The organism is Janthinobacterium sp. BJB446 (assembly GCF_002735655.1).
In the GTDB taxonomy this organism is placed as follows: domain Bacteria; phylum Pseudomonadota; class Gammaproteobacteria; order Burkholderiales; family Burkholderiaceae_D; genus Janthinobacterium; species Janthinobacterium lividum.
Window position 1 is genome coordinate 1882190 of sequence record NZ_PDZK01000001.1, and the last position, 22098, is coordinate 1904287.

Genomic DNA, 22098 nt, shown 5'->3' on the forward strand with positions numbered 1-22098 from the left:
CCGGCCTTGTGGGCCGACCGTCCTGGTGCGCTGGATCAGCGGTACTACGTTCTTACTTGGCCGCCATCAGGGCGACCGTCGTGTCGAGCATGCGGTTCGAGAAGCCCCACTCGTTGTCATACCACGACGACACTTTCACGAGGCGGCCCGAGACCTTGGTCAGGGTGGCATCGAAGTTCGACGAAGCGGGGTTATGGTTGAAATCGATGGAGACGAGCGGTTCCGTCTGGTACGTCAGGATGCCTTTCAGGGTGCCTTCCGACGCCGTTTTCAGCAAGGCATTGACTTCCTCGACGCTGGTATCGCGCTTGGCAATGAAGGACAGGTCGACCAGCGAGACGTTAATCGTCGGCACGCGGATGGCAAAGCCATCGAGCTTGCCATTCAGTTCCGGCAAGACCAGGCCGACAGCGGCAGCCGCGCCCGTCTTGGTGGGGATCATCGAATGCGTAGCCGAACGGGCGCGGCGCAAGTCTTCATGCATCACGTCGGACAGCACCTGGTCGTTCGTGTAGGCATGCACGGTGGTCATCAGGCCCGATTCGATGCCGATGGCGTCGTTGAGGGGTTTCACCAATGGCGCCAGGCAATTCGTCGTGCACGAAGCGTTGGAAATCACGGTATCCGTGGCTTTCAGCACATGCTGGTTGACGCCGAACACGATGGTGGCGTCAACGTCCTTGCCGCCCGGCGCGGAAATGATGACTTTCTTTGCCCCGCCCTTCAGGTGGGCCGAGGCTTTTTCCTTGGTCGTGAAGAAGCCCGTGCATTCGAGCACCACATCGACGCCGAGTTCGCCCCACGGTATCAGGGCCGGGTCGCGCTGCGCGAAGACGCGGATGCGGTCGCCATTGACGAGCATGTTGTCGCCATCGATGGTGACGACGCCGGGAAACTTGCCGTGTACCGTGTCGTAGCGCGTCAGGTGTGCATTCGACTTGGCGTCGCCCAAGTCATTGATGGCGACGATTTCGATATCCTGCTGCTTGCCGCCTTCATAAAACGCGCGCAAGACATTGCGGCCGATGCGGCCATAGCCATTGATGGCAACTTTGATGGTCATGCTGTCTCCTAGATGTTTTCTACTGAGTTCGTAAATCCAACCCAAGTGCAAAAACCGGGGTCGTACCCTGAGGGTACGACCCCAGCATTTGTTGTTGGGTTAAAAAGAATCAACCGCTGTTGCGCAACCCCGCCGCAATGCCATTGATCGACAAATGGATCCCCGTGCGCGCCGCCGCATCCTGCTTACCCTCGCGGAAACGTTTCAACAGCTCCACCTGCACGTGATTGAGCGGATCGATATACGGGAAGCGGTTGCGTATCGAACGCTGCATCAGCGGATTGGCTTGCTGCAACTCTTCCTGGCCCGTGATCAGTTTCAAGGCGTCCAGGGTGGCCGCATATTCGGCGCGGATGCGCGTGAAAATGGCGTCGCGCAAGGCCTTGTCCTTGACCAGTTCAGCATACTTGCCGGCAATGGCGATATCGCTCTTGGCCAGGACCATATCCATGTTCGACAGCAAGGATGTGAAGAATGGCCAGTCCGTGTACATGCCGCGCAGCACGTCCGCGCCATCGGCAGGATGGGCGGCCAGGTAGGCTTGCACGGCGGAACCAAAACCAAACCAGCCCGGCAGCATCAAACGGCATTGCGCCCAGCTCAGGACCCAGGGAATGGCGCGCAAATCTTCGATGGACGTGGATTTCTTGCGCGAGGCGGGACGGCTGCCGATATTCAGGGCGGCAATCTCCGCGATCACCGTCGATTCCCAGAAATACTGTTCAAAGCCCTCCGTGCCATACACGAGGTCGCGGTAGGCGTTCAGGGCCGTTCCCGAAAGTTCTTCCATCGCGGCCAGGTGGCCCGCGCCGGCCGAGGCCTTCGGTTGCAGCTGCGCCTGCGGCAGCAGAGTCGACTGGATGGTGGCCGCCACCAGCACTTCCAGGTTGCGGCGCCCTACTTCCGGGTTCGCATACTTGGCTGTGATGACTTCGCCTTGCTCCGTCAAACGGATCTGTCCCTGCACGGCGCCTGCCGGCTGGGCCAGGATGGCTTCGTAGCTGGGTCCGCCGCCACGGCCGACGGAACCGCCGCGGCCGTGGAACAATCGCAGCTTGATCTGGTATTGCTTGAACACCGTCACCAGCTCGATCTCGGCCTTGTAGAGTTCCCAGCCGGAGGTCAAGAAGCCGCCGTCCTTGTTGCTGTCCGAGTAACCAAGCATGACTTCCTGCTGGTCGGCGCGCGACGCGAGCAAGCCGCGGTAGAACGGCAAGCCGAAGGCGCGCGCCATGATGGCGGGGCCGGCGCGCAAGTCGTCGATGGTTTCGAACAGGGGAATGATGTTGACATCGACTTCGCGGCTATCCTGGCGCAGCAAGCCCACTTCCTTGAGCAGCAGGGCCACTTCCAGCAAGTCCGAGACGCTGGCCGCCTTCGAGATGATGCAGTTCGGTACCGATTCCTTGCCATATTTGACATGGGCCTCGCGCACGGCGCGGAATATGTCGAGTTCGGACGTCGTTTCTTCCGAGTAGTGCGCATACGGCGAGGTCAGCAGGCGTGGCGACTCCAGCTCGGCCAGCAGCAAGCTGATGCGCTGCTCTTCATCGAGGTCCAGGTAGACGAGGCCCGGCTGGGCACCCGCGAACAGTTCGCCCACGACGCGCTCATGCACGTCGGAATTCTGGCGCAAGTCGAGCGGCGCCAGCGAAAAGCCGAAGACCTTGACGGCGCGGCGCAGCTGGCGCAGCCGGCCGCGCGCCAGCGCACGCAAGCCATTGCTGACCAGCGAATGCTGGACGACGTCCAGGTCAGCCAGCAGTTCAACAGCTGCAGCGTAGGGCTGCACGCCGTCTGCCTGCTTGCCCTTGCCGGATAGCACCACGCGCGTGGCGTCCAGGCGTGCATGGATGCCGTGCAGGGCGCGGCGGTACGGCTCGTCGACCCGGTGCGGCGACGCATCGGCCGAGCGCTCGGCCAGCGCGCGCAGCGGCTCGCTGCACGCGTTCAATATTTGCGCCAGCGACAGTTGCGAAGCGAGCTTGCGCAATTCACCGAGGTAAAAATCGAGCACCTTGTCGGCTTGCGTTTGCAGGGTGCTGCGCAGGATGTCGGCCGTGACAAACGGGTTGCCGTCGCGGTCGCCGCCGATCCAGCTGCCGACTTTCATGAAATTGGGTAATTCCGCATCCTCCCAGCGGGCATCGCGCTGGGCCAGCATGGTTTCCAGCGAGGAATACAATTTTGGCAGTTCACGCAGGATCGTATGGTCGTAGAACGACAGGCCATTGGCCACTTCATCCATGACGGACAGCTTGCTGGTGCGCAGCAGACGCGTCTGCCACAGGGTGACGATGCCGCGGCCCAGCGCTTCTTCGTTTTGCTCGGCCTCTTCCGGCGTCATTTGCACGCGGTCGCGCTCGCTCAACAGGCGGGCGATGGCCATCTGGCAATTCTGGATACTCTTGCGCTGCACTTCCGTCGGATGCGCCGTGAAGACGGGGCTGACAAACGCATCTTCAAAGAACGTTTCCAGCGCATCGGCCTTGCCGGCGTCAAATACGTTGCCGACGGCATGGCTGAGGCTACCCTGGCGCGGCGGCGAGCCGGCGATCAGATGGGCGCGCGTGCGGCGGATGTGATGTTGGTCTTCTGCAATATTGGCCAGCAGCGAGAAATAGCTGAAAGCGCGCGTCAACTGCGTGGTTTCTTCCTGCGACAGCGCTTGCAGCGCGTCCGACAGCTGCGCGCGCGCCGCTTCATCATTGTCGCGGCGGAAACGAATGGCCAGCTGGCGCACATGTTCGATGCGTTCGAAGGCGGGGTCGCCCAGGTGGTTGCGGATGGCGTCGCCCAGCAGACGGCCCAGCTGGCGGATATCGCTGCTCAGCAGCTCGTCTTTCACTTCATTCATTTGCATGGTATTCATTTCCTGGGGCGGCCACGGCGGCACCGCACAGATTGCGTAGTACGCGCTTCCCGGCCCGGGAAACGCCCATCGTCCAATTTGTAGTAAATTTACCTTATTGCTTCACCATCCTCTTGATTTCCATCAACAAAAATCCCACCCAAAGGGTAGGCAAGGGCTAACGAGCTGTTTGCCACGGCAACAATATGAAAATTTACTACGCATTTGAGCGAAAGGCAATCAACTTTTGTCTTTCGATGCTGAAAAGTGACGGCGCAACACACAGGGCCGGCGCTCTCCTGTATGCTGCGGTTCAAACAAGGATGTAATCCACATCTTATGAATGATACCCATGCGACTGACTGCCTATACCGACTACACCCTGCGCACCCTGATGTACTTGGGCGTGCACCGCGACCGCCTCGTGACCATCCAGGACATCGCCGACCTGCATTCCATCTCGAAGAATCACCTGATGAAGGTGGTGCACCAGCTGGGCCTGTCAGGCATCGTGGAAACGGTACGTGGGAGAAATGGCGGCCTGCGCCTGGCGCGCGACCCGGCCGAGATCAATATCGGCACCGTCGTGCGCGAGACGGAAAGCGATTTCTTTATGGCGGAATGTTTTAACAAGGAAAACAACACTTGCCCGCTGACGCCTGATTGCCTGCTGAAGGCCAAGCTGGGCCAGGCCACGGCCGCCTTCCTGGCCGTGCTCGACACGGTGACCCTCGCATCGATACTCGAAGCGACGCCGGGCGCGCCAGCGCCGATGGCAGGCGTGATCCGCCTGCACGTGGAAAATACATAATAGTTGTCAGGACCAGACAGGCAGTCCGGACGGGCGATCGGCGCGATGTGCGCCACGCTGCATCGTGGTGAGGGGGCTGCGCATCAGAGCATGCCTGCTATTCTTTATTTTTATGCTTTGCCTGCTTTACATGTTTTGTCTGCTTTTTCGACTTTGTTTTTGAACCGCTGCTCTTGGCACTGGTGGCGGGTTCCTTCTTCCCGGCAATCGCCTTCGCAAAATCCGCATTAAATTTCCCGCTATCTATTAACTCATCAACAATCCCTGGATAATCCTTCAACTCGGGCACCCAATCCCTGATCTCTTTGAAAAGGCCTGCCATATGCCCTTTTTGCCGGTATTTGACCACCATCTCATTCCATTGCTCGGCATAAGTGTCTGGTTTTGAATGCTGAGAGAATGTCTGGTAGAAAATGGCGTTGGTGCGGAACGGGTCTGCCAGCTTACGATCGAAGCTTTGTCTTAATGGGTTATGCTCCTCATGCAGCCCATTATGGATTTTACGTACGTGGGGGCGGTCACCGGGTTTGTCCGGGTGTATGAAAGCATCCGTATTCGATTGAATATCGTCGCTATTAAAAAATAGCGGCCGCGTTACGCTGGACCGCATTTTCTTGGCATGGTAATGAAGTTTGCTGAATTCACCTGCCAATTCTTCGCTTGTCTTCCCGCGAAGCAAGGATTTGGATGCCTCATTGTAAGCGGCGAAGCCGGCATTCAGATTCTCGGGCAAAAGGGCTGCTGCTGTACCGCGTTCCTTTAAAAATACAATATTAGGTTGATCAGCATCAGGGTAAAGCAATGACGAAGGAGAAGCGCCAAGCGAAGGCAGTACCGCCCCTGGCAATTTGCTTTGCTCCTTGTAATGCCTGAATTTCTCGGGGTCGAGCACGGTGTTGAGATTATCGGCGCCAACAAGTTCCCTCCCGTCAGCCTGTGACACTCCCAGGCCGGTTGAGACGGAAATATGTTTTGGCGCATGCCAGGTTCTGTAGACAAGCCGGGTTTCTTCAAATGCCTTGTCAAGCGTATCGCCAGCCTCATGCTTATCGATATCTTTTTCAAGCAGGCTTCCAAGTTCCTCCAATTGCGCTGCTGACAAGCTTTTCAATTGATGATAAAAATCAGACAGCAGGCGCACTTTCTCCGCCTGTTTTTGCTCTGCCTCCATGTCCGACCCATCGACCGCGGCAAGCGCCTGCATGAATTCACCATACGTGTCTTCGGAATGGTACGGTTGCAACGGCGGGTGCTGGGGAGCCACGCTACGCCATTCCACGCCCAGCTCGATCGGATGTTGATCGCCATCCTTGTACTGCATCTGCGGGCCGATCATATTGGGGTTTTCGTCCAATTCCGGCAATGCGCGTCCCGTCGCCATGGACACCCACGGGTTGAGTTTTGCCTGGACCTCGAAACGCCCGCTCGGAGCGGACACGATGCGCGTTGCCTGCGGACGCAGCACGCCCAGCTGATGGGCGATCGCCGCAGGATTGCCTGCGCCGCCGATGCCCGGCATCCGCACCCGTCCATTGCCGATGCTGGCCGAGCCCGATTGCAAGGCGTCCGCCACCGGCCTGCCAGGCGCAGTGGCCGTCGCTTCCAGCGATTGCGCGAGATCGCGCAGGTGCATGGCACCGACGTCGGGCCGCTGCGTCATTTCCACCTCGCCATCGCGCAGTCTGCCTTGCCGGGCCCTGGCCAGCAGATCCTGCACGCGGGATGGATCGGCCGTGCCATGCATGGCATGGCTGCCCGCACCGCCAGCCCCATCCACCATGCCCGGCCATTTACGCGAGCCTGTGGCTTGCGACAGCTCACTGCCGGAACGGAATGCCGCGGCCAGCTGCCCTGCCCCGCTGCCAGCGCCGGGCGCGACGAAACGATCCTGGCGTTCCTGTTTTTTTACCGCGTATGTGTGCTTCATTGGCTCTTTCAAGTTGCACTTACTACAAGTAACAACAAGCGGACCTTCTCTGCGCGAGAGTACACCGGCTGGCCAGATCCTGCAAATCGCAGACAAAAAAACACCCCTGCGAAAGGGGTGTTCAAGGTGTAGAGCGATTCAAATGCTCAATGCGCGCTGGCTCCAGCCGCGCCGATACCCGTTTCCGAACGCATTTGCTGCGCTTCGTAGCCGGCGCGGTCGATGCGCGCGCGGGGGCTCTTGTCGAGCACAGAGAACAGCCAGATGCCAACGAAGCCGGCCGTCATCGAGAACAGCGCCGGCGACGCATACGGGAACAGCGCTTCGCCATGACCGAGCACGTCGACCCACACGGACTTCGACACCACCGTCAGCGCGACAGCCGTGGTCAAGCCCAGGAAGCCGCCGATGGTGGCGCCCCGCGTGGTGCAATCCTTCCACAGCACCGACATGAACAGCACGGGGAAGTTGGCCGAGGCGGCGATGGCGAATGCCAGCGAGACCATGAAGGCGATGTTCTGCTTTTCAAAGGCGATGCCCAGCACCACGGCGATGATGCCCAGCACGACCGTCGTCACGCGCGACACTTTCAATTCGTTGGCGCCCGTGGCCTTGCCCTTCTTGATGACGGTGGCATACAGATCGTGCGACACGGCCGACGCGCCCGACAGGGTCAAGCCCGCCACGACGGCCAGGATGGTGGCAAACGCGACTGCCGACATAAAGCCGAGGAAGACGTTGCCGCCCACGGCCTTGGCCAGGTGCACGGCCGCCATGTTGTTACCACCCAGCAGCTTGCCGGCAGCATCCTTGAACTCGGGATTGGTACTCACCAGCACGATGGCGCCAAAGCCGATGATGAAAGTCAACACATAGAAGTAAGCGATCCAGGTGGTGGCCCAGAACACGGATTTGCGCGCTTCCTTGGCGCTCGGCACCGTGAAGAAACGCATCAGGATGTGCGGCAAGCCGGCCGTGCCGAACATCAGCGCCATGCCGAACGAGATGGCCGAGATCGGGTCCTTGATGAAGGAACCTGGGCCCATGATGGCTTCCTTGGTCGCGTGCACGTCCACCGACTTGGCGAACAGCGCTTCCGGGCTGAAGTTGAATTGCGCCAGCACGGCCACGGCCATGAAGGTGGCGCCGCCCAGCAGCATCACCGCCTTGATGATCTGTACCCAGGTGGTGGCCGTCATGCCGCCGAACAGCACGTAGATCATCATCAATGTACCGACCAGGACGACGGCGATCCAGTATTCGAGGCCGAACAGCAGCTTGATCAGCTGGCCCGCGCCCACCATCTGCGCGATCAGATAAAAAGCCACGACGACCAGGGTGCCGGAAGCCGAAAAGATGCGGATCGGCGCCTGCTTGAAGCGGTAGGCGGCCACGTCGGCAAAGGTAAAGCGTCCCAGGTTGCGCAAGCGCTCGGCCATCAAAAAGGTGATGATGGGCCAGCCGACAAGAAAGCCGATGGCGTAGATCAGGCCATCATAGCCGTTCAAAAAGACGGCCGCGGAAATGCCGAGGAAGGAGGCGGCCGACATATAGTCGCCCGCAATGGCCAGGCCATTCTGGAAGCCTGTGATGCCGCCGCCAGCCGTGTAGAAATCGGAGGCTGACTTGGTCTTCTTGGCCGCCCACTTGGTGACGAACAATGTAAAAATGACGAAGGCGGCGAACATGATGATGGCCGTCCAGTTGGTCGGTTGCTTGACTGCCTGGCCCAGGTCGGCGCCGGCCGCGAACGCGGCATTGCTGGCGCCCAGCAATGCCAGGGCGCTCAGGCAAGACACGCCGCGCAGCGCATGCTTGGCGGCGCTCATGCTTGCACCCGTGCCTGGATGGCGCTGGTCAGGTCGTCGAATTGCTTGTTGGCGCGGCGCACATAGATGCCGGTGACCAGCACGGTAAACACGATGACGAACAGGCCGATCGGCATGCCCCAGGTCATCACACCCGCACCCGTCTTAGTGGCCAGAAATTCCTTGTTGAAGGCGATGAGCAGGATGTAGCCGTAGTACACCAGCATCATCAGGCCCGTCAGCGCCCAGCCGAAGCGGGAACGCACCTTGACCAGCTGATGATAGCTGGGGTCGCTCTTGATTTTTTGAACCAGATCGTCATGCATTGTGTTGCCTCCTGTTATGTAAAAGCTGCTCTTTTGTTTTCGAGCTTGGATTCACAGTACAGTGCGAGGCTTACCCGCCCCTTACGGCAGCGTTTTTTCTCGCGGTGACAACACAATGCAGAAAGAAATCAATTCAGTGCGGCAGCCGGTCCGAAGAACTCGTGGTGCGTCTGCTGTTCCGGCACGCCCAGTTCGCGCAAGTACTGCTTGATAGCGCGCATGAATGGCTGCGGTCCCAGGAAGTAGGCGTCGACGTCGCGCGAAACCGGCAGCCAGTGACCGAGCTGCTCCTTATTCAGCAAGCCGACGGCGTCCGGTGCGTCCTGTTCGCCGCCATGTTCCGCGTAGCAGTAATAGCGCTGCAGCTGCGGGTGCTGCGCGGCCAGCGCGTCGATCTGCGCGCGGAAAGCATGCACGCCGTGGTTGCGCGCCGCGTGGATGAAATGCACGGGACGCTTGCCGCGCAGGGCCGCCGTCAGCATGGCCAGGGTCGGCGTGATGCCCACGCCGCCGCTGATGAGCACCAGCGGCTTGTCGCTATCCGTCAGCACGAAGTCGCCCGAGGGCGGCGTCAGCTGCACGGTGTCGCCCGCCTGCACCTGATCGTGGAAGAAATTCGAGACCTTGCCGCCCTCTTCGCGCTTGACGCTGATGCGGTACGTCTGGCCATTGCTGGCGGCCGACAGGGAATACTGGCGGCGCATGGGCACGCCATCGACGGTGGCCAGCACGCCGATATACTGGCCTGGCGCAAAGTCGAGCACGGGCTGGCCATCGGCGGGCGCCATCAGGAAGGAAGTGATCTCGCCGCTTTCCACCGTCTTGCTGCGCACTAAAAAATCGCGCGCGCCGCTCCAGCCGCCCGGTGCGGCCGCCTGCGCCTTGTAGATGCGCCCTTCTTCGCCGGCCAGGATGTCCGCCAGCTGGCCGTAGGCCGCACCCCAGGCGTCGATGACGGCGTCGCTGGCGACCTCTTCGCCCAGCACTTCGCGTATCGCTTGCAGCAGGCTGGCGCCCACCAGCGGATAGTGCTCGGCGCGGATCTGCAGGGCCACGTGCTTGTTGACGATGGTGGCCACCAAGTCACCCAGCGCCGCAAGCTTGTCGATATTTTTGGCATACATCAGCACGCCGTTGGCCAGCGCGCGCTGCTGGTCGCCGCTGTGCTGGTGCGCCTGGTTAAAGTACGGCAGCACTTCGGGATGGTCGCGGAACAGATTCTTGTAGAAGTGGCGCGTCAGCGCTTCGCCGCCCTGCTCGAGGATGGGGACGGTGGCCGTGATGATGGCGCGTTGTTCTTGGGTCAGCATGTAAAACTCCTGTGCATATTTATAAGCGGTCTCAGGCCAGCGTTTCAACGGCTGGATATAACTCGTGGTCTTCGCGCCGCATGCGCTGGAACAGCGCGTGCAGCACGGTATTGGCTTCGCTGCGGAAGGCTTCCGGTTCGGCTTCCAGGCGCACGGGCGTATTCCAGCGGCCGGCGAAATCCAGGTAGGCGCCGGCGATGCCTTGCATTTCGTTTTCGTACCGGCGTCCCAGTTGTGCCACCTTGGCTACGCCGGACGCTTGCGCAGCCGGATACAGGTAGCGCTGTTCGACGGCCAGGTGCAGCTTGATCAAGCCGCTCATGGCAATGATCTGTTCGGCAATGGCTTGCGCCTGCGCAGCGACACCGCCGCGCGCCAGCCGGCGCAAGTCGTCAATGGCGGCCAGGATGTCCAGGTGCTGCTGTTTGAATTTGTCGATATTCATGGCGTGTTTCTCTTGTTGAGTGTTCCCAGTGTAGCGGAATTCGCTTAAACATGCAAATTACATGCATCTTTAAATGCATAAGTGTTTCCTGAAGGAATCTGGAACGACATGCGCCACTATGTGCGCCAGAGAACACAAGCTACGGCCATGTCTGCCTATAATTTATTTATCACAGCACAGGCCCGTTTGCGGCCGTGCCGCACCCTCCACTCCAGCCAAGGATGAGCATGAAAAACAAGACGGGCACGGGCCAGGCGCAGCAACTGGCAGGCATCATCAACGAGCACCACACGGACCTGCTGGACGGCTGGATGGCCGGCCTGATCGCCCGCCTGGTGCGGCGCGACAAGATCGCCGAGAACGAGCTGCGCCAGCAGGCATCGCAATTCCTGCCGCTGCTGGCGGGCGCGCTGGAAAGCGGCGACTCGTTCGACATCGAAGGCGGCGCCTGGGACGATACGCGCCAGCTGATCGCGGAGATATCGCAGTCGCGCGTGCGCCAGGGCTATTCGCCGATCGACACGGCCAGCTTCATGTTTGCCCTCAAGGAGCCGCTGTTCGCCTACCTGCGCAAGGCAATCACGGCGCATCCGGAGCAACTGGGCGACGCCATCGTCAGCACCAGCAAGCTGTTCGATGAACTGGGCCTGCTGACCATCGCCATCTACCAGAAAGCGCGCGAACAGGTGATTTTGCGCCAGCAGCAGGAATTGCTGGAGCTCTCAACGCCCGTGGTGCAGCTGTGGCAAAACGTGCTGGCCCTGCCCCTGATCGGCACCCTCGACAGCGCGCGCACGCAGGTGGTGATGGAAAGCCTGCTGCAAAAGATCGTCGACACGGGCGCCCTGATCGCCATCATCGATATCACGGGCGTGCCTACCGTCGACACCCTGGTGGCGCAGCATCTGCTGAAAACCATCGCCGCCGCGCGCCTGATGGGCGCCGACTGCATCATCAGCGGCATCCGCCCGCAGATCGCGCAAACCATCGTGCACCTGGGCGTCAACCTGGAAGACGTGATGACCAAGGCCACGCTGGCCGACGCATTCGTCGTGGCCCTGAAACGCACGGGGTCCAGCATCACCTACCAGCAGCAACAACACTGAGGCGCCTATGGAAAGAATCCCCATTTTACGCATGGGACGGCTGCTGCTAGTGACGATCCAGGTGGACATGCATGACCGCCTGGCGATGACCTTGCAGGATGACCTGACCACCCGCATCGTGACGGACCGCGCCACGGGCGTGCTGATCGACATTTCCGCGCTCGACATCGTCGACTCCTTCATCGGCCGCATGATCAGCAATACGGCGGCGATGGCGAAAATCCTCGACGCGCGCACCGTCGTCGTCGGCATGCAGCCAGCCGTCGCCATCACCCTCGTGGAACTGGGGCTGACGCTGGAAGGCGTGAGCACGGCGCTCAACGTGGAGCTGGGCATCAAGCTGCTGGAACGGGGCGGCGCATGCGCATGACGGGGGCGCCGTGCTAGGCGCGCAGGCACACGAGAGCGCGCAGATCCTGCCCCTGCACAGCGACGAAGACGTCGTACGGTTGCGCAAGCAGGTACGCGACAGCATGGTCGCCATGGGTTTTGGCCTGATCGAACAGACCAAGATCATCACGGCGGCGAGCGAACTGGCGCGCAATACCCTGCGCTACGGCGGCGGGGGCGAAGCGCGCATCGCGCGCGTCAGCGATGGCGCGCGCCAGGGACTGGAGCTGCGCTTTGTCGATGCGGGACCGGGCATCGAAGATATTCCCCTGGCGCTGACCGATGGCTATACCAGCGGCGGCGGGCTGGGACTGGGGCTGGGCGGCGCCAAGCGCCTGGCCGACGCATTTCACATCAACACGGCGCCCGGCGCGGGCACCACTGTCACCATCGCGAAATGGAAGCTGTTTTGAACCACCTCGACCAAGCCCCTGACATTGCCAGGCAACGCAGTTTTCCCATCGGCGAACCGAGCGAGATCGCCGCGGCCCGCCGCGCCGGCAACGAACTGGCGCGCCGCATCGGCTTCGACGACGTGCGCACGGGCCAGCTGGCCATCATCATCAGCGAGGCGGCGACCAACATCGTCAAGCACGCGCAGCGCGGCGAAATCCTGCTGCGCAAGGTGCTGCGCGGCGGTACCAGCGGCATCGAAGTGCTGGCCATCGACAACGGTCCCGGCATGGCCAACGTGCGCCAGCACATGCAGGACGGTCATTCCACCACGGGCACCTACGGCGTGGGGCTGGGCGCGATACGCCGCCTGAGCCAGGAATTCGACCTGTACACGGCGCCCGGCAAGGGCACGGTGCTGATGATGGTGGTATGGGGACAGCACGCCAGCAGCGCCATTCCTGCCAGTCCGAACTGGCAGATCGGCGCCGTATGCCTGCCGCTGGCCTCGGAACAGGTGTGCGGCGACGCCTGGAACGTCGTCTGCGAAGGCCATGAACTGAGCCTGATGGTGGCCGATGGCCTGGGCCACGGCCCGCTGGCGGCGCGCGCTTCGGAATGCGCCAGCGCCCTGCTGGAACACAGCACGCCCGGCTTGCCGCCCCTGCCCGCCTCCTTCATCGAACTGGCCCACGGCGCCCTGCGTGCCACGCGCGGTGCAGCCCTGGCGGTGGCGCATATCGACAGCGCACGCCGCGAATTGCGCTACGCCGGCGTGGGCAATATCGCCGCCTGCGCCTTCGATGCGCAGCAGCGCCGGCATCTGCTGTCGCATAACGGCATCGTCGGCAGCAATCTGCGCAAGGTGCAGGAGTTCTGCTTTCCATGGCAGCAGGCCACGACACTGATCATGCATTCGGACGGCTTGCACACGCGCTGGGACCTGGAACGTTATCCGGGCCTGGCGCAATGCCACCCCAGCCTCGTCGCCGCCGTGCTGTACCGCGATTTTGCGCGCGGGCGCGACGACGTCACGGTGGTGGTGCTGCGCGAACATGAGGAACACCAGGCTGTAACAGCTGAAACAGCGGAAGGGACAGGTGCGGCATGACACAACGCATATTGACAGCCCATATCGGCAGCGAACTCGATGTGGTGGGTGCGCGCCAGCGCGCACGGCAGATCGCCGCCCTATGCGGCTTCGGCGTGCAGGACCAGGTGCGCATCGCCACGGCCGTATCGGAACTGGCGCGCAACGTCTACAACTACGCCGGCAGCGGCAAGGTGCATTTCGCCATCGATGGCCAGACGGCGCCGCAGGTGCTCAGCATCCGCATCGAGGACCAGGGCCCCGGCATCGCGCAGCTCGACAAGATACTGGCCGGCACCTACCGCTCGCCGACAGGCATGGGCCTGGGCATCCTGGGCGCCCAGCGCCTGATGGACCGCTGCCATATCCACAGCACGCCGGGCGACGGCACGCAGATCACCTTGCACAAGCTGTTCCCCCGCGACGCGCCCCTGCTCGACGGCGCCACGATCGGCGTGCTGTCCGGCAGCCTGCAGGCGCTGCCGCCGGATATCACGCTGTCCGAAGTGCAGCAGCAGAACCGCGAACTCCTGAGCACCCTGGCCGAACTGAAGACGCGCCAGGACGACCTGCTGCAGCTGACGCGCGAACTGGAAGACACCAACCGGGGCGTGGTGGCGCTATTCGCGGAGCTGGACGAGAAAGCCGACCACCTGCGCCGCGCCGACCAGATGAAATCGCGCTTCCTGTCCAACATGAGCCATGAATTCCGCACCCCGCTCAGCTCCATCCGCGCCCTGTCCAAGCTGCTGCTCGACCGTATCGACGGCGAGCTGTCCGAGGAACAGGAAAAGCAGGTGCGGTTCATCCTGCAAAGCGCCGTCAGCCTGAGCGAACTGGTCAACGACCTGCTGGACCTGGCCAAGATCGAGGCGGGCAAGGTCGACGTGCATGCCAACAGCTTCCAGGTGGCCGACCTGTTCAGCGCCCTGCGCGGCATGCTGCGCCCGCTGCTGGTGTCCGAGTCGCTGACCTTGACCTTCATCGACCCCGATCCGGCGCTGCACATCCACACCGATGAAGGCAAGCTGTCGCAAATCCTGCGCAACTTCATCGCCAACGCCCTGAAGTTCACGGAAGCGGGCGCCATCATCGTCAGCGCCACGCCCTTGCCGGAGCAGGATGCCATCCGCTTTTCCGTCTCCGACACGGGCCTGGGCATCGCCGCCGAAGACGTGCAGCTGATCTTCGAAGAATTCAGCCAGGTGGAAAACCACATGCAGCGCAAGGTCAAGGGCACGGGCCTGGGCCTGCCCCTGTGCCGCAACCTGGCCACCCTGCTCAATGGCACGGTGAGCGTGGAAAGCACGCCGGGCGAGGGCTCGCTGTTTTCCGTCGTCCTGCCCGCCAGCTACCATGCGCCCGAAGGCAGCCTGCCGCCGAGCGCGTCGGCCAACGACAACGGCAACGACCAGCGCATCGGCGTGCTGGTGGTGGAAGACAATCCACCCGTGCGCCTGCTGTATGAAAAATTTTTGGCCGGCAGCGAATTTCGCGTGGTCCCCGCGCGCAGCGTGCGCGAAGCGCAGGAGCGCTGGGAGCAGCAGCGCCCGGCCGCCGTCATCCTCGACATCATGCTGCACGGCGAAACGGCCTGGCACTGGCTGGCCGAGCTGAAAAACGACCCGCTGCGGCGCCAGGTGCCCGTCATCGTCGCCACCGAGATCGACGACGTGCGCAAGGGCCTGGCCCTGGGCGCCGACGCCTACTACGTCAAGCCGCTGTCGCGCCAGCAATTGCTGGCGACCCTGCGCGCGCTGATCGGCAACCAACACCACCGGCAAGAGCCGGTTCCGCCGCAAGGCACAACCACCTGGGACAATGCGCATGCTACCGGATAACAACAGCGATGCTCTGATCCTGAACGTCGATGACAGCGATGGCGCACGCTACGCCAAGTCGCGCATCCTCAAACGCGCCGGCTTCAAGGTCATCGAAGCCTCGAACGGGGGAGACGCACTGCTGCGCGCCCGCCAGGACCGCCCCAACCTGATCCTCCTCGACGTCAAGCTGCCCGACATCAACGGCCTGGAAGTATGCCGCCAATTGAAGGGCGGCACCGAGACGAACACCATCCTGGTGCTGCAGACGTCCGCTTCCTGCATCGGCTCGGCCGACAAGATCCGCGCCCTCGACGGCGGCGCCGACAATTACCTGGTCGAGCCCATCGAGGCCGATGAATTGATCGCCAACGTCAAGGCGCTGCTGCGCCTGGGCCGCGTCGAGCGCGCGCTGCGCGACGTGGACCGCCGCAAGGATGAATTCCTGGCCACGCTCGCGCATGAATTGCGCAACCCGCTGGGTCCCATCCGCACGGCGCTGGCCCTGCTGTGCAAGCTCGATCCCGTCGTGCCGGCCATCCAGGACAATGCGCGCCGCACCATTGGCCGCCACACGGACCACCTGGTGCGCCTGGTCGACGACCTGCTCGACGTGTCGCGCATTTCACAGGGCAAAATCTCGCTGCAATGGGAAAGCGTGAGCCTGGCCAGCGTCATCCGCAGCGCGCTGGAAACGAGTTCGCACAGCGTCGAGGCGCGCGGCCATGCGCTGGACGTGAACCTGCCCCAGGAAGAACTGTGGGTCTGCGGCGACGCCGTGCGCCTGTCGCAGATCGTCGCCAACCTGCTGCTCAACGCGGCCAAGTTCACGGCGCCGGGCGGGCGCATCGCCATTAGCGCCGGGCGCGAAGGCGACAACGTGCGCATCCGCCTGAGCGACAACGGCATCGGCATCGCCGCCGCCAGCATCGACAGCATCTTCGGCCTGTTCGAGCAGAGCGGCCATTCGCCCGACCGGGTGCAGGATGGCCTGGGCATCGGCCTGTCGCTGGTGCGCAATCTGGTGACCTTGCACGGCGGCCAGGTCAGCGTGCACAGCCCCGGCGTGGGACTGGGCAGCACCTTCGAAGTCATCCTTCCGCTCGACGCCAACGTGCCGCTGCCGGCCGCGCCAGTACCGGAGACGGCCACCGGCGGCAGCCAGCGCATCCTCGTCGTCGACGACAACTGCGATGCGGCCGACACCCTGGCCGAATTGCTGGAAATGTACGGCCACACGGTGCGCACGGCCTACACGGGGATACAAGCCACCGAGCGCACCCTGGAATTCAAGCCCGACATCGTCTTTCTCGACATCGGCCTGCCCGACATGAGCGGCTACGACGTGGCCGTCAAACTGCGCCAGTTGCCGATACCGCAGCAATTCCTGCTCGTCGCGCTGACCGGCTACGGCCAGGAACACGACCGCCAGGCGGCCCTGCAAGCCGGTTTCAACGAGCACTTCGCCAAGCCTGTCGATTTCGGCAAGCTGGCCATGCTGGGATTGCATATCGCCCCCTGAACAGGGTGGCGGCTGCCTGCGGCCAGGGCGTCGGCTATAATCGGCGGCCGCCTCACCTCTGGAACCATGACATGACCACCCGCACGCCGCTGCTGCGCATCACCATGATACTGGGCGCCCTGCACGCCCTGCTGGGCTGGCTGCTGTTGCCTTCGCTGCCCGTCGGCCTGGCCGGCTGGCTGCTGGGCGGCCTGGTCTTGCTGGCGTCGACCATGCTCATGCCGATGACGATCTTCGCCCGCGCCGTCACCAACGATGCGCGCCTGGCCGACCGCCTGATCTGGGCCGGCTCGCTGTGCATGGGCTTTTTTTCCTCGCTGTTCGTGCTCGCCGTGCTGCGCGAACTCACCTTGCTGATTCCCGCCGCCCGCCAGCACGCGCAGGCGTCCGCCATCGCCGTGCTGCTCCTGGCCCTGCTGGCCACCGTCGTCGGCTTCATCAACGCCCGCCGGGTGGCACGCGTGCGCGACGTGACAGTGCCCATCGCCGGCCTGCCGGCCGCCTTGCAGGGCTTGACCATCGTGCAGCTGAGCGACATCCACGTGGGCGCCACCATCAAGCGCGCCTACGTGCAGGCCATCGTCGCGCGCGCCAATGGCCTGCAGCCCGACATCATCGCCATCACGGGCGACGTCGTCGACGGCACGGTGGCGCAACTGGGCAGCCATACGGCGCCGCTGGGCGAGCTGCGCGCGCGCCATGGCGTCTTCCTCGTCACCGGCAACCACGAGTACTATTCGGGCGCCGCGCCGTGGGTGGCGGAATTTCGTCGCCTGGGCTTGCGCGTGCTGATGAACGAACATGCGGTGCTCGAGCACGACGGCGCGCGCCTGGCGCTGGCCGGCGTGACCGATTTCAATGCCGCCTCCTTCGACCCTGCCCAGAAAAGCGACCCGCAGGCCGCCATCGCCGGGGCACCGGCCGATATCCCCCGCATCCTGCTGGCGCACCAGCCGCGCAGCGCGCCCGAGGCCGAAGCGGCCGGCTACGACCTGCAACTGTCGGGCCACACGCACGGGGGCCAGTTCTGGCCATGGAACCTGTTCGTGCCGCTGCAGCAGCCCTACGTGGCGGGCTTGCACCGGCAAGGCCGGCTGTGGATTTACGTCAGCCGCGGCACCGGTTACTGGGGTCCGCCGAAACGCATCGGCGCGCCGGCGGAGATTACGCTACTCAGGCTGGTGGCGGAGTAAGACTCACTCCGCCCAGCTGGCCATCCACGCCTCGAAACGCGCCACCACCGCCGGCGGATTCAGGCGCGCCATGGCTCCGTCCACCGCTTCGCTGTCGCTGACCTCGAACAGCAGCACGCTCCCGTCGCGCCGGGCGCCCGCACCAAATATCCCTTCGGCGTCCAGCTGCGCCAGCGCCGCGATGCAGGCGTCGAACACCCCAGTGCGAAAGGTAGTGAAATCCACGTCGAACGGCAGCCAGCGGTGCGCCTGCAGCAGCAAGCGGTAGGCGCTGTCGAAGTACGCGCCACCTTCGTCAAACGCCCATTCGGCTGGGTTCCATACCATCTCTTCGCCGTATTCCGAGGCAGCCAGCGCTTCGCGGCTATTCGCCATGCAGCCTATCGTCATGGCGCTGTCGTCGCTCACCAGCGCGAAGGCGTCGATGTGCTGGTCGGGATGCGCACGGCGCACGGCATCGACAGCCTGGCGCGCGGCATGCGCCACCAGGGTTTGCAGCAGCGCGAAATCGAAGACGGCCGGGTCGATCGGCATGGCGCGCGCCAGGGCATAACCGTCGGCCAGCGCTGCATCGCAGTGGGCCAGGCAGGCGGCGTGCGCCTGCGCCTCGCTGGCATAGTCGTTGCGCGTCTCCGCGCCCCAAGTCATGGCCGCGCCGGCGGCCGTCCAGACGCTCGTGCCGAAGACGCGCGCTTCGCGGAAATGCAGGGGCTGATCGCCGTCAAAGGTGTAAAACAGGCTGTAGTTACTATGCATGGGAATTGTTCATCGTTTAATCGGGCCGTATCTGCGCGGCGAAATCGCGCTGGCGGAACTGCTCCAGCAGGAAATCGACGAACACGCGCGTCTTCGCGGGCAGCAGCTTCTTGCTGGGATAGTACACGGACAGGGGACCGGAATCGGCATGCCAGCCAGGCAGCAGCCGGACCAAGGCGCCGCTGCGCAGATGGGCCAGCGCGTGCGGCATGGGCAGCAGCGCCACGCCGACGCCGAGGATGGCCGCCTGCGCCATCGCTTCCGGATCGTCGAAGATGGCGCGCGGCCGGCATTCGGCCACGCCTTCGCCGCCCGAGCCGTCGCGCAGTATCCAGCTGCGCAATCTGCCGCTGCCGGCCGAGCGGCGCGCCACGCCGTCGAAGTGGGCCAGGTCTGACGGATGCACGGGCATGGCCTTGCCCTGCATGAAAGCGGGCGACGCCGTGGCGACGATGTGGGCGTGGCCCAGTTCGCGCGCCACCACGCCGGGCGTCAGCTCGATGCCGCCGCCGATGGCCACGTCAAACCCTTCGCCGATCAGGTCCACTTGCCGGTTATCGAAATGGCAGTCGGGAATGACGCCAGGGTAGCGCGCGATGAAGTCGCCCAGCAGCGGCACCACATAGCTGCGTCCGAACGACGGCGCCATGCTGATTTTCAGTATGCCGGCCGGCTGGCCGCCCTCTTCGGCCACGCCGGCGATCGCCTCGCGCAAGGTGGTCAGGGCGCCGCCGATCTGCTGCAGGAAGCGCTCGCCCCCTTCCGTCAGGGTCAGGCGGCGCGTGCTGCGCTGGAACAGCCGCAATCCCAGGCTCGCTTCCAGCCGCGCCACGTTCTTGCTGACGGCCGCCGGCGTCAGCCCCAGGCGGCGCGCGGCGGCCGAAAAACTGCCCAGTTCGGCAGACAGCACGAAGGATTGCAAGTGATTGAGAGCGTCCATGCGCCTATTCTACCCGCTCAGCTGATACCAATGGTTGAAAGTGATTGTAATGATTCATGGCTAGCGCGGCAGGAATGAAAGGCAGATACTGAACTCCTCGACTCCTCACTTAGAAAGCACATCATGCAAACCCAAACCACCGCCAGCACCTCTTTGCCACTGCAAGACAAGATCGCATTTGTGACGGGCGGCTCGCGCGGCATCGGCGCCGCCATCGTGCGCCGCCTGGCCAGCCAGGGCGCCAACGTCGTCTTCACCTATCAAAGCTCCGCCGCCGAAGCGCAGGCGCTGGCCGGCAAGGTGGAGGCCGCAGGCGGCAAGGCCCTGGGCGTGCAAGCCGACGCGGCCGATGCCACGGCCCTGACGGCGGCCATCGACAAGGTGGCGGCGCAGTTTGGCAGCATCGACATCCTCGTCAACAATGCGGGCGTGTTCCTGCCCGGCGCCATCGACGATTTTTCGCTGGAAGACTTCGACAAGACCTTGAACGTCAACGTGCGCGCCGTCTTCGTCGCCATCAAGGCAGCCGTCGCGCACATGCAGACGGGCGGGCGCATCATCAATATCGGCAGCACGAATGCGCACCGCATGCCGTTCGGCGGCGCGGCTGCCTACGCCATGAGCAAATCGGCGCTGAGCGGCCTGACGCAAGGCCTGTCGCGCGACCTGGGCCCGCGCGGCATCACCATCAACAATGTGGAGCCGGGCCCCGTCGCCACGGACATGAATCCGCCCACGGGCGACTTCGCCGACCTGATGCACGGCCTGATGGCCCTGCCCCGCCACGGCACGGCCGATGAAATCGCCGGCATGGTGGCTTACCTGGCCAGCCCGGAAGCGGCGTTCGTCACGGGTGCCGGGCTGAAGATCGATGGCGGTTTTGCCGCCTGATCCAGTCCGAACATCAGCGAGCGGTGTGCTGCCACGCCTGCCATGGCGCCATCGGCCACCGCGAACGCCACGCTGCCAGCCATGCGGCCCGCATCGCCGCAGCAAAAGACGCCGGGCACGCTGCTGGCCTTTTGCTCGTCGGTGCGCACGAACGGTCCCATGGCACCGTCTTCCAGCAAGCAGCCCAATTCGCCGGCCAGGGAACTGGCCAGGCGGGTGCGGGTCACCACGAACAGGCCGGCCATGACGTGGCGGCTGCCGTCCGCCATGACCACGTCGGCCACGCCGTCGATCCGCGCCACGGGCGCGCGCACCACCGTCACGCCCCGCGCGGCAAGTTGCGCCAGCTGCGCCGCATCGGGCTCGAATGCGCCATTCAGGAAAAAAGTGACCGTGCCCCAGTCGGGCAGCATCAGGGCATGGTGCATGGACAGGGGGCCGGTGGCCAGCACGCCGATGGCGCCCTGCTCCAGTTCATAGCCGTGGCAATACGGGCAGTGAAAGACGCTGCCGCCCCAGCGTTCGGCCAGTCCATCGACGGGCGGCAGTTCATCGATCACGCCGGTGGCCAGCACCAGGCGGCGGCCGTGAACGACACTGCCGTCCGCCAGGGTCACGCCGAAGCCATCGCCATCGCTGCTGGCGGCTGCCTGCGTGGCCGTGCCGTCCAGCCAGGTGACGGTGGCATACGCCAGCAGCTGCGCCTTGCCTTCGGCCGCGATGGCGGCCGTCCCGCTGCCGTCCTGGGTCAGGAAACCGTGGGAATGGCTGGCGTATCGGTTGCGGCGCTGGCCGCCGTCGATTACCAGCACGCGGCGGCGGGCGCGCGCCAGTTGCGTGGCCGCGGACAGGCCCGCGTAGCTGCCGCCGACGATGATGGCGTCGAACGGGGCGGCAGGCGTGCCGCTGCCCGCGCCTTGGAGTTCAGGAATGTGCATGCGGTGCTCCTCTGTGGTTGGCGTATTGTTGGCTGAAACGGTCGGCCAGGTCGGCCAGGGTGACGGCGCCAAAGCGCTGGATCAGCAGCACCTCGGCTTCGTCGAAGGCGCCGGCCAGCGACTGGTTGACCACTTGCTCGACCAGGCAGCCCGGCTGGTCGACGCGGTTTCCCATGGCGAAGATGGTGGGCGAACCCACGGCCACGTAGATGTCTTGCAGGGTCACGCGGTGCAGGTCGCAAACGATGCGCCAGCCGCCGCCATGGCCCTTGCCCGACGCCACGTAGCCGCGCTCGCGCAAGCCTGCCATCACGCGCCGCACCAGCACGGGGTTGGTGTCCAGGTAGCCGGAGAGTTCCTCGGACGTCATCGGGCGTCCCGCATGGGCCATGTGCAGCAGCACATGGAGGATCGATGATAGTTTGCTGTCGCGTCTCATGTAACTAATGATAGTACATAATCTGCGCAGATGCAATTGAGTTGCAATTTTTGCGGCATAAAAAAAGGGCCAGACTTTG

Annotated in this window: 20 protein-coding genes; 9 read left to right on the forward strand and 11 right to left on the reverse strand. The window is 63.6% G+C overall.

Going from position 1 to position 22098, the window contains the following annotated elements:
- Nucleotides 1–52: 52 nt before the first annotated feature.
- Entirely contained in the window at nucleotides 53–1063 is a 1011-nt protein-coding gene (gene gap / locus CSQ92_RS08345; RefSeq protein ID WP_099393832.1) for a type I glyceraldehyde-3-phosphate dehydrogenase, read from the reverse strand.
- Nucleotides 1064–1172: 109 nt separating this feature from the next.
- Nucleotides 1173–3926 carry a phosphoenolpyruvate carboxylase gene (gene ppc, locus CSQ92_RS08350; protein ID WP_218963722.1) on the reverse strand — a complete coding sequence of 918 codons (2754 nt, stop codon included), beginning with the start codon at nucleotides 3924–3926 and terminating at the stop codon, nucleotides 1173–1175.
- 340 nt (nucleotides 3927–4266) lie between these two features.
- On the opposite strand from ppc, the gene CSQ92_RS08355 reads away from it, so the two are divergent.
- Nucleotides 4267–4725 carry an RrF2 family transcriptional regulator gene (locus CSQ92_RS08355; RefSeq protein ID WP_034785762.1) on the forward strand — a complete coding sequence of 153 codons (459 nt, stop codon included), beginning with the start codon at nucleotides 4267–4269 and terminating at the stop codon, nucleotides 4723–4725.
- Nucleotides 4726–4822: 97 nt separating this feature from the next.
- On the opposite strand, the gene CSQ92_RS08360 is transcribed toward CSQ92_RS08355, so the two are convergent.
- The 5 genes from CSQ92_RS08360 to CSQ92_RS08380 form a co-directional block, all read right to left on the reverse strand.
- On the reverse strand, nucleotides 4823–6652 hold the full coding sequence (locus CSQ92_RS08360; RefSeq protein WP_099393833.1) for a hypothetical protein: 1830 nt from the start codon (nucleotides 6650–6652) through the stop codon (nucleotides 4823–4825).
- A 146-nt stretch (nucleotides 6653–6798) separates the two neighbouring features.
- Nucleotides 6799–8481, reverse strand: coding sequence for a cation acetate symporter (locus CSQ92_RS08365; protein WP_070256995.1), 1683 nt, complete (start codon nucleotides 8479–8481; stop codon nucleotides 6799–6801).
- Complete coding sequence (locus tag CSQ92_RS08370) at nucleotides 8478–8786, reverse strand: DUF485 domain-containing protein (RefSeq protein ID WP_046682872.1); 309 nt, start codon at nucleotides 8784–8786, stop codon at nucleotides 8478–8480. The genes CSQ92_RS08365 and CSQ92_RS08370 overlap by 4 nt, the downstream gene beginning before the upstream one ends.
- Before the next feature lie 128 nt (nucleotides 8787–8914).
- Nucleotides 8915–10096 (reverse strand): NO-inducible flavohemoprotein, encoded by a 1182-nt coding sequence (hmpA, locus tag CSQ92_RS08375; protein WP_099393834.1) that lies wholly within the window; start codon nucleotides 10094–10096, stop codon nucleotides 8915–8917.
- A 31-nt stretch (nucleotides 10097–10127) separates the two neighbouring features.
- Nucleotides 10128–10541 (reverse strand): hemerythrin domain-containing protein, encoded by a 414-nt coding sequence (locus tag CSQ92_RS08380; RefSeq protein ID WP_034785752.1) that lies wholly within the window; start codon nucleotides 10539–10541, stop codon nucleotides 10128–10130.
- A gap of 227 nt (nucleotides 10542–10768) precedes the next feature.
- Here CSQ92_RS08380 and CSQ92_RS08385 point away from each other — a divergent pair, with 227 nt between their 5' ends.
- From CSQ92_RS08385 to CSQ92_RS08415, 7 genes are all read left to right on the forward strand, one after another.
- Nucleotides 10769–11647 carry an STAS domain-containing protein gene (locus CSQ92_RS08385; protein WP_070257095.1) on the forward strand — a complete coding sequence of 293 codons (879 nt, stop codon included), beginning with the start codon at nucleotides 10769–10771 and terminating at the stop codon, nucleotides 11645–11647.
- A gap of 7 nt (nucleotides 11648–11654) precedes the next feature.
- A complete protein-coding gene (locus CSQ92_RS08390) occupies nucleotides 11655–12017 on the forward strand; it encodes an STAS domain-containing protein (protein WP_034785745.1) in 363 nt (120 codons plus the stop codon).
- Between the two features lie 10 nt (nucleotides 12018–12027).
- Nucleotides 12028–12450, forward strand: a complete 423-nt coding sequence (locus CSQ92_RS08395; protein WP_257219163.1) for an ATP-binding protein — start codon at nucleotides 12028–12030, stop codon at nucleotides 12448–12450.
- On the forward strand, nucleotides 12447–13541 hold the full coding sequence (locus CSQ92_RS08400) for an ATP-binding SpoIIE family protein phosphatase (protein ID WP_225317332.1): 1095 nt from the start codon (nucleotides 12447–12449) through the stop codon (nucleotides 13539–13541). The genes CSQ92_RS08395 and CSQ92_RS08400 overlap by 4 nt, the downstream gene beginning before the upstream one ends.
- On the forward strand, nucleotides 13538–15361 hold the full coding sequence (locus CSQ92_RS08405; protein WP_099393835.1) for an ATP-binding protein: 1824 nt from the start codon (nucleotides 13538–13540) through the stop codon (nucleotides 15359–15361). Before CSQ92_RS08400 ends, CSQ92_RS08405 begins: the two co-directional genes overlap by 4 nt.
- On the forward strand, nucleotides 15348–16862 hold the full coding sequence (locus tag CSQ92_RS08410) for an ATP-binding response regulator (RefSeq protein WP_099394631.1): 1515 nt from the start codon (nucleotides 15348–15350) through the stop codon (nucleotides 16860–16862). The genes CSQ92_RS08405 and CSQ92_RS08410 overlap by 14 nt, the downstream gene beginning before the upstream one ends.
- 71 nt (nucleotides 16863–16933) lie before the next feature.
- Nucleotides 16934–18055, forward strand: a complete 1122-nt coding sequence (locus tag CSQ92_RS08415; RefSeq protein ID WP_099393836.1) for a metallophosphoesterase — start codon at nucleotides 16934–16936, stop codon at nucleotides 18053–18055.
- Between the two features lie 3 nt (nucleotides 18056–18058).
- Here the strand turns inward: CSQ92_RS08415 and CSQ92_RS08420 are convergent, their stop codons facing one another.
- Nucleotides 18059–18811: a DUF4303 domain-containing protein gene (locus CSQ92_RS08420; RefSeq protein WP_099393837.1), complete on the reverse strand. Its 753-nt coding sequence runs from the start codon at nucleotides 18809–18811 to the stop codon at nucleotides 18059–18061.
- A 16-nt stretch (nucleotides 18812–18827) separates the two neighbouring features.
- Nucleotides 18828–19751: a LysR family transcriptional regulator gene (locus CSQ92_RS08425; RefSeq protein WP_099393838.1), complete on the reverse strand. Its 924-nt coding sequence runs from the start codon at nucleotides 19749–19751 to the stop codon at nucleotides 18828–18830.
- A 123-nt stretch (nucleotides 19752–19874) separates the two neighbouring features.
- Between CSQ92_RS08425 and CSQ92_RS08430 the strand changes: the two genes are divergently transcribed.
- Nucleotides 19875–20642, forward strand: coding sequence for an SDR family oxidoreductase (locus tag CSQ92_RS08430; protein WP_099393839.1), 768 nt, complete (start codon nucleotides 19875–19877; stop codon nucleotides 20640–20642).
- Here CSQ92_RS08430 and CSQ92_RS08435 read toward each other — a convergent pair.
- Both CSQ92_RS08435 and CSQ92_RS08440 read right to left on the reverse strand, forming a co-directional pair.
- Nucleotides 20570–21580 carry an NAD(P)/FAD-dependent oxidoreductase gene (locus CSQ92_RS08435; RefSeq protein WP_099393840.1) on the reverse strand — a complete coding sequence of 337 codons (1011 nt, stop codon included), beginning with the start codon at nucleotides 21578–21580 and terminating at the stop codon, nucleotides 20570–20572. The two genes, CSQ92_RS08430 and CSQ92_RS08435, sit on opposite strands and share 73 nt — an antisense overlap.
- Complete coding sequence (locus tag CSQ92_RS08440) at nucleotides 21567–22019, reverse strand: RrF2 family transcriptional regulator (protein WP_099393841.1); 453 nt, start codon at nucleotides 22017–22019, stop codon at nucleotides 21567–21569. Before CSQ92_RS08440 ends, CSQ92_RS08435 begins: the two co-directional genes overlap by 14 nt.
- Nucleotides 22020–22098 lie beyond the last annotated feature (79 nt).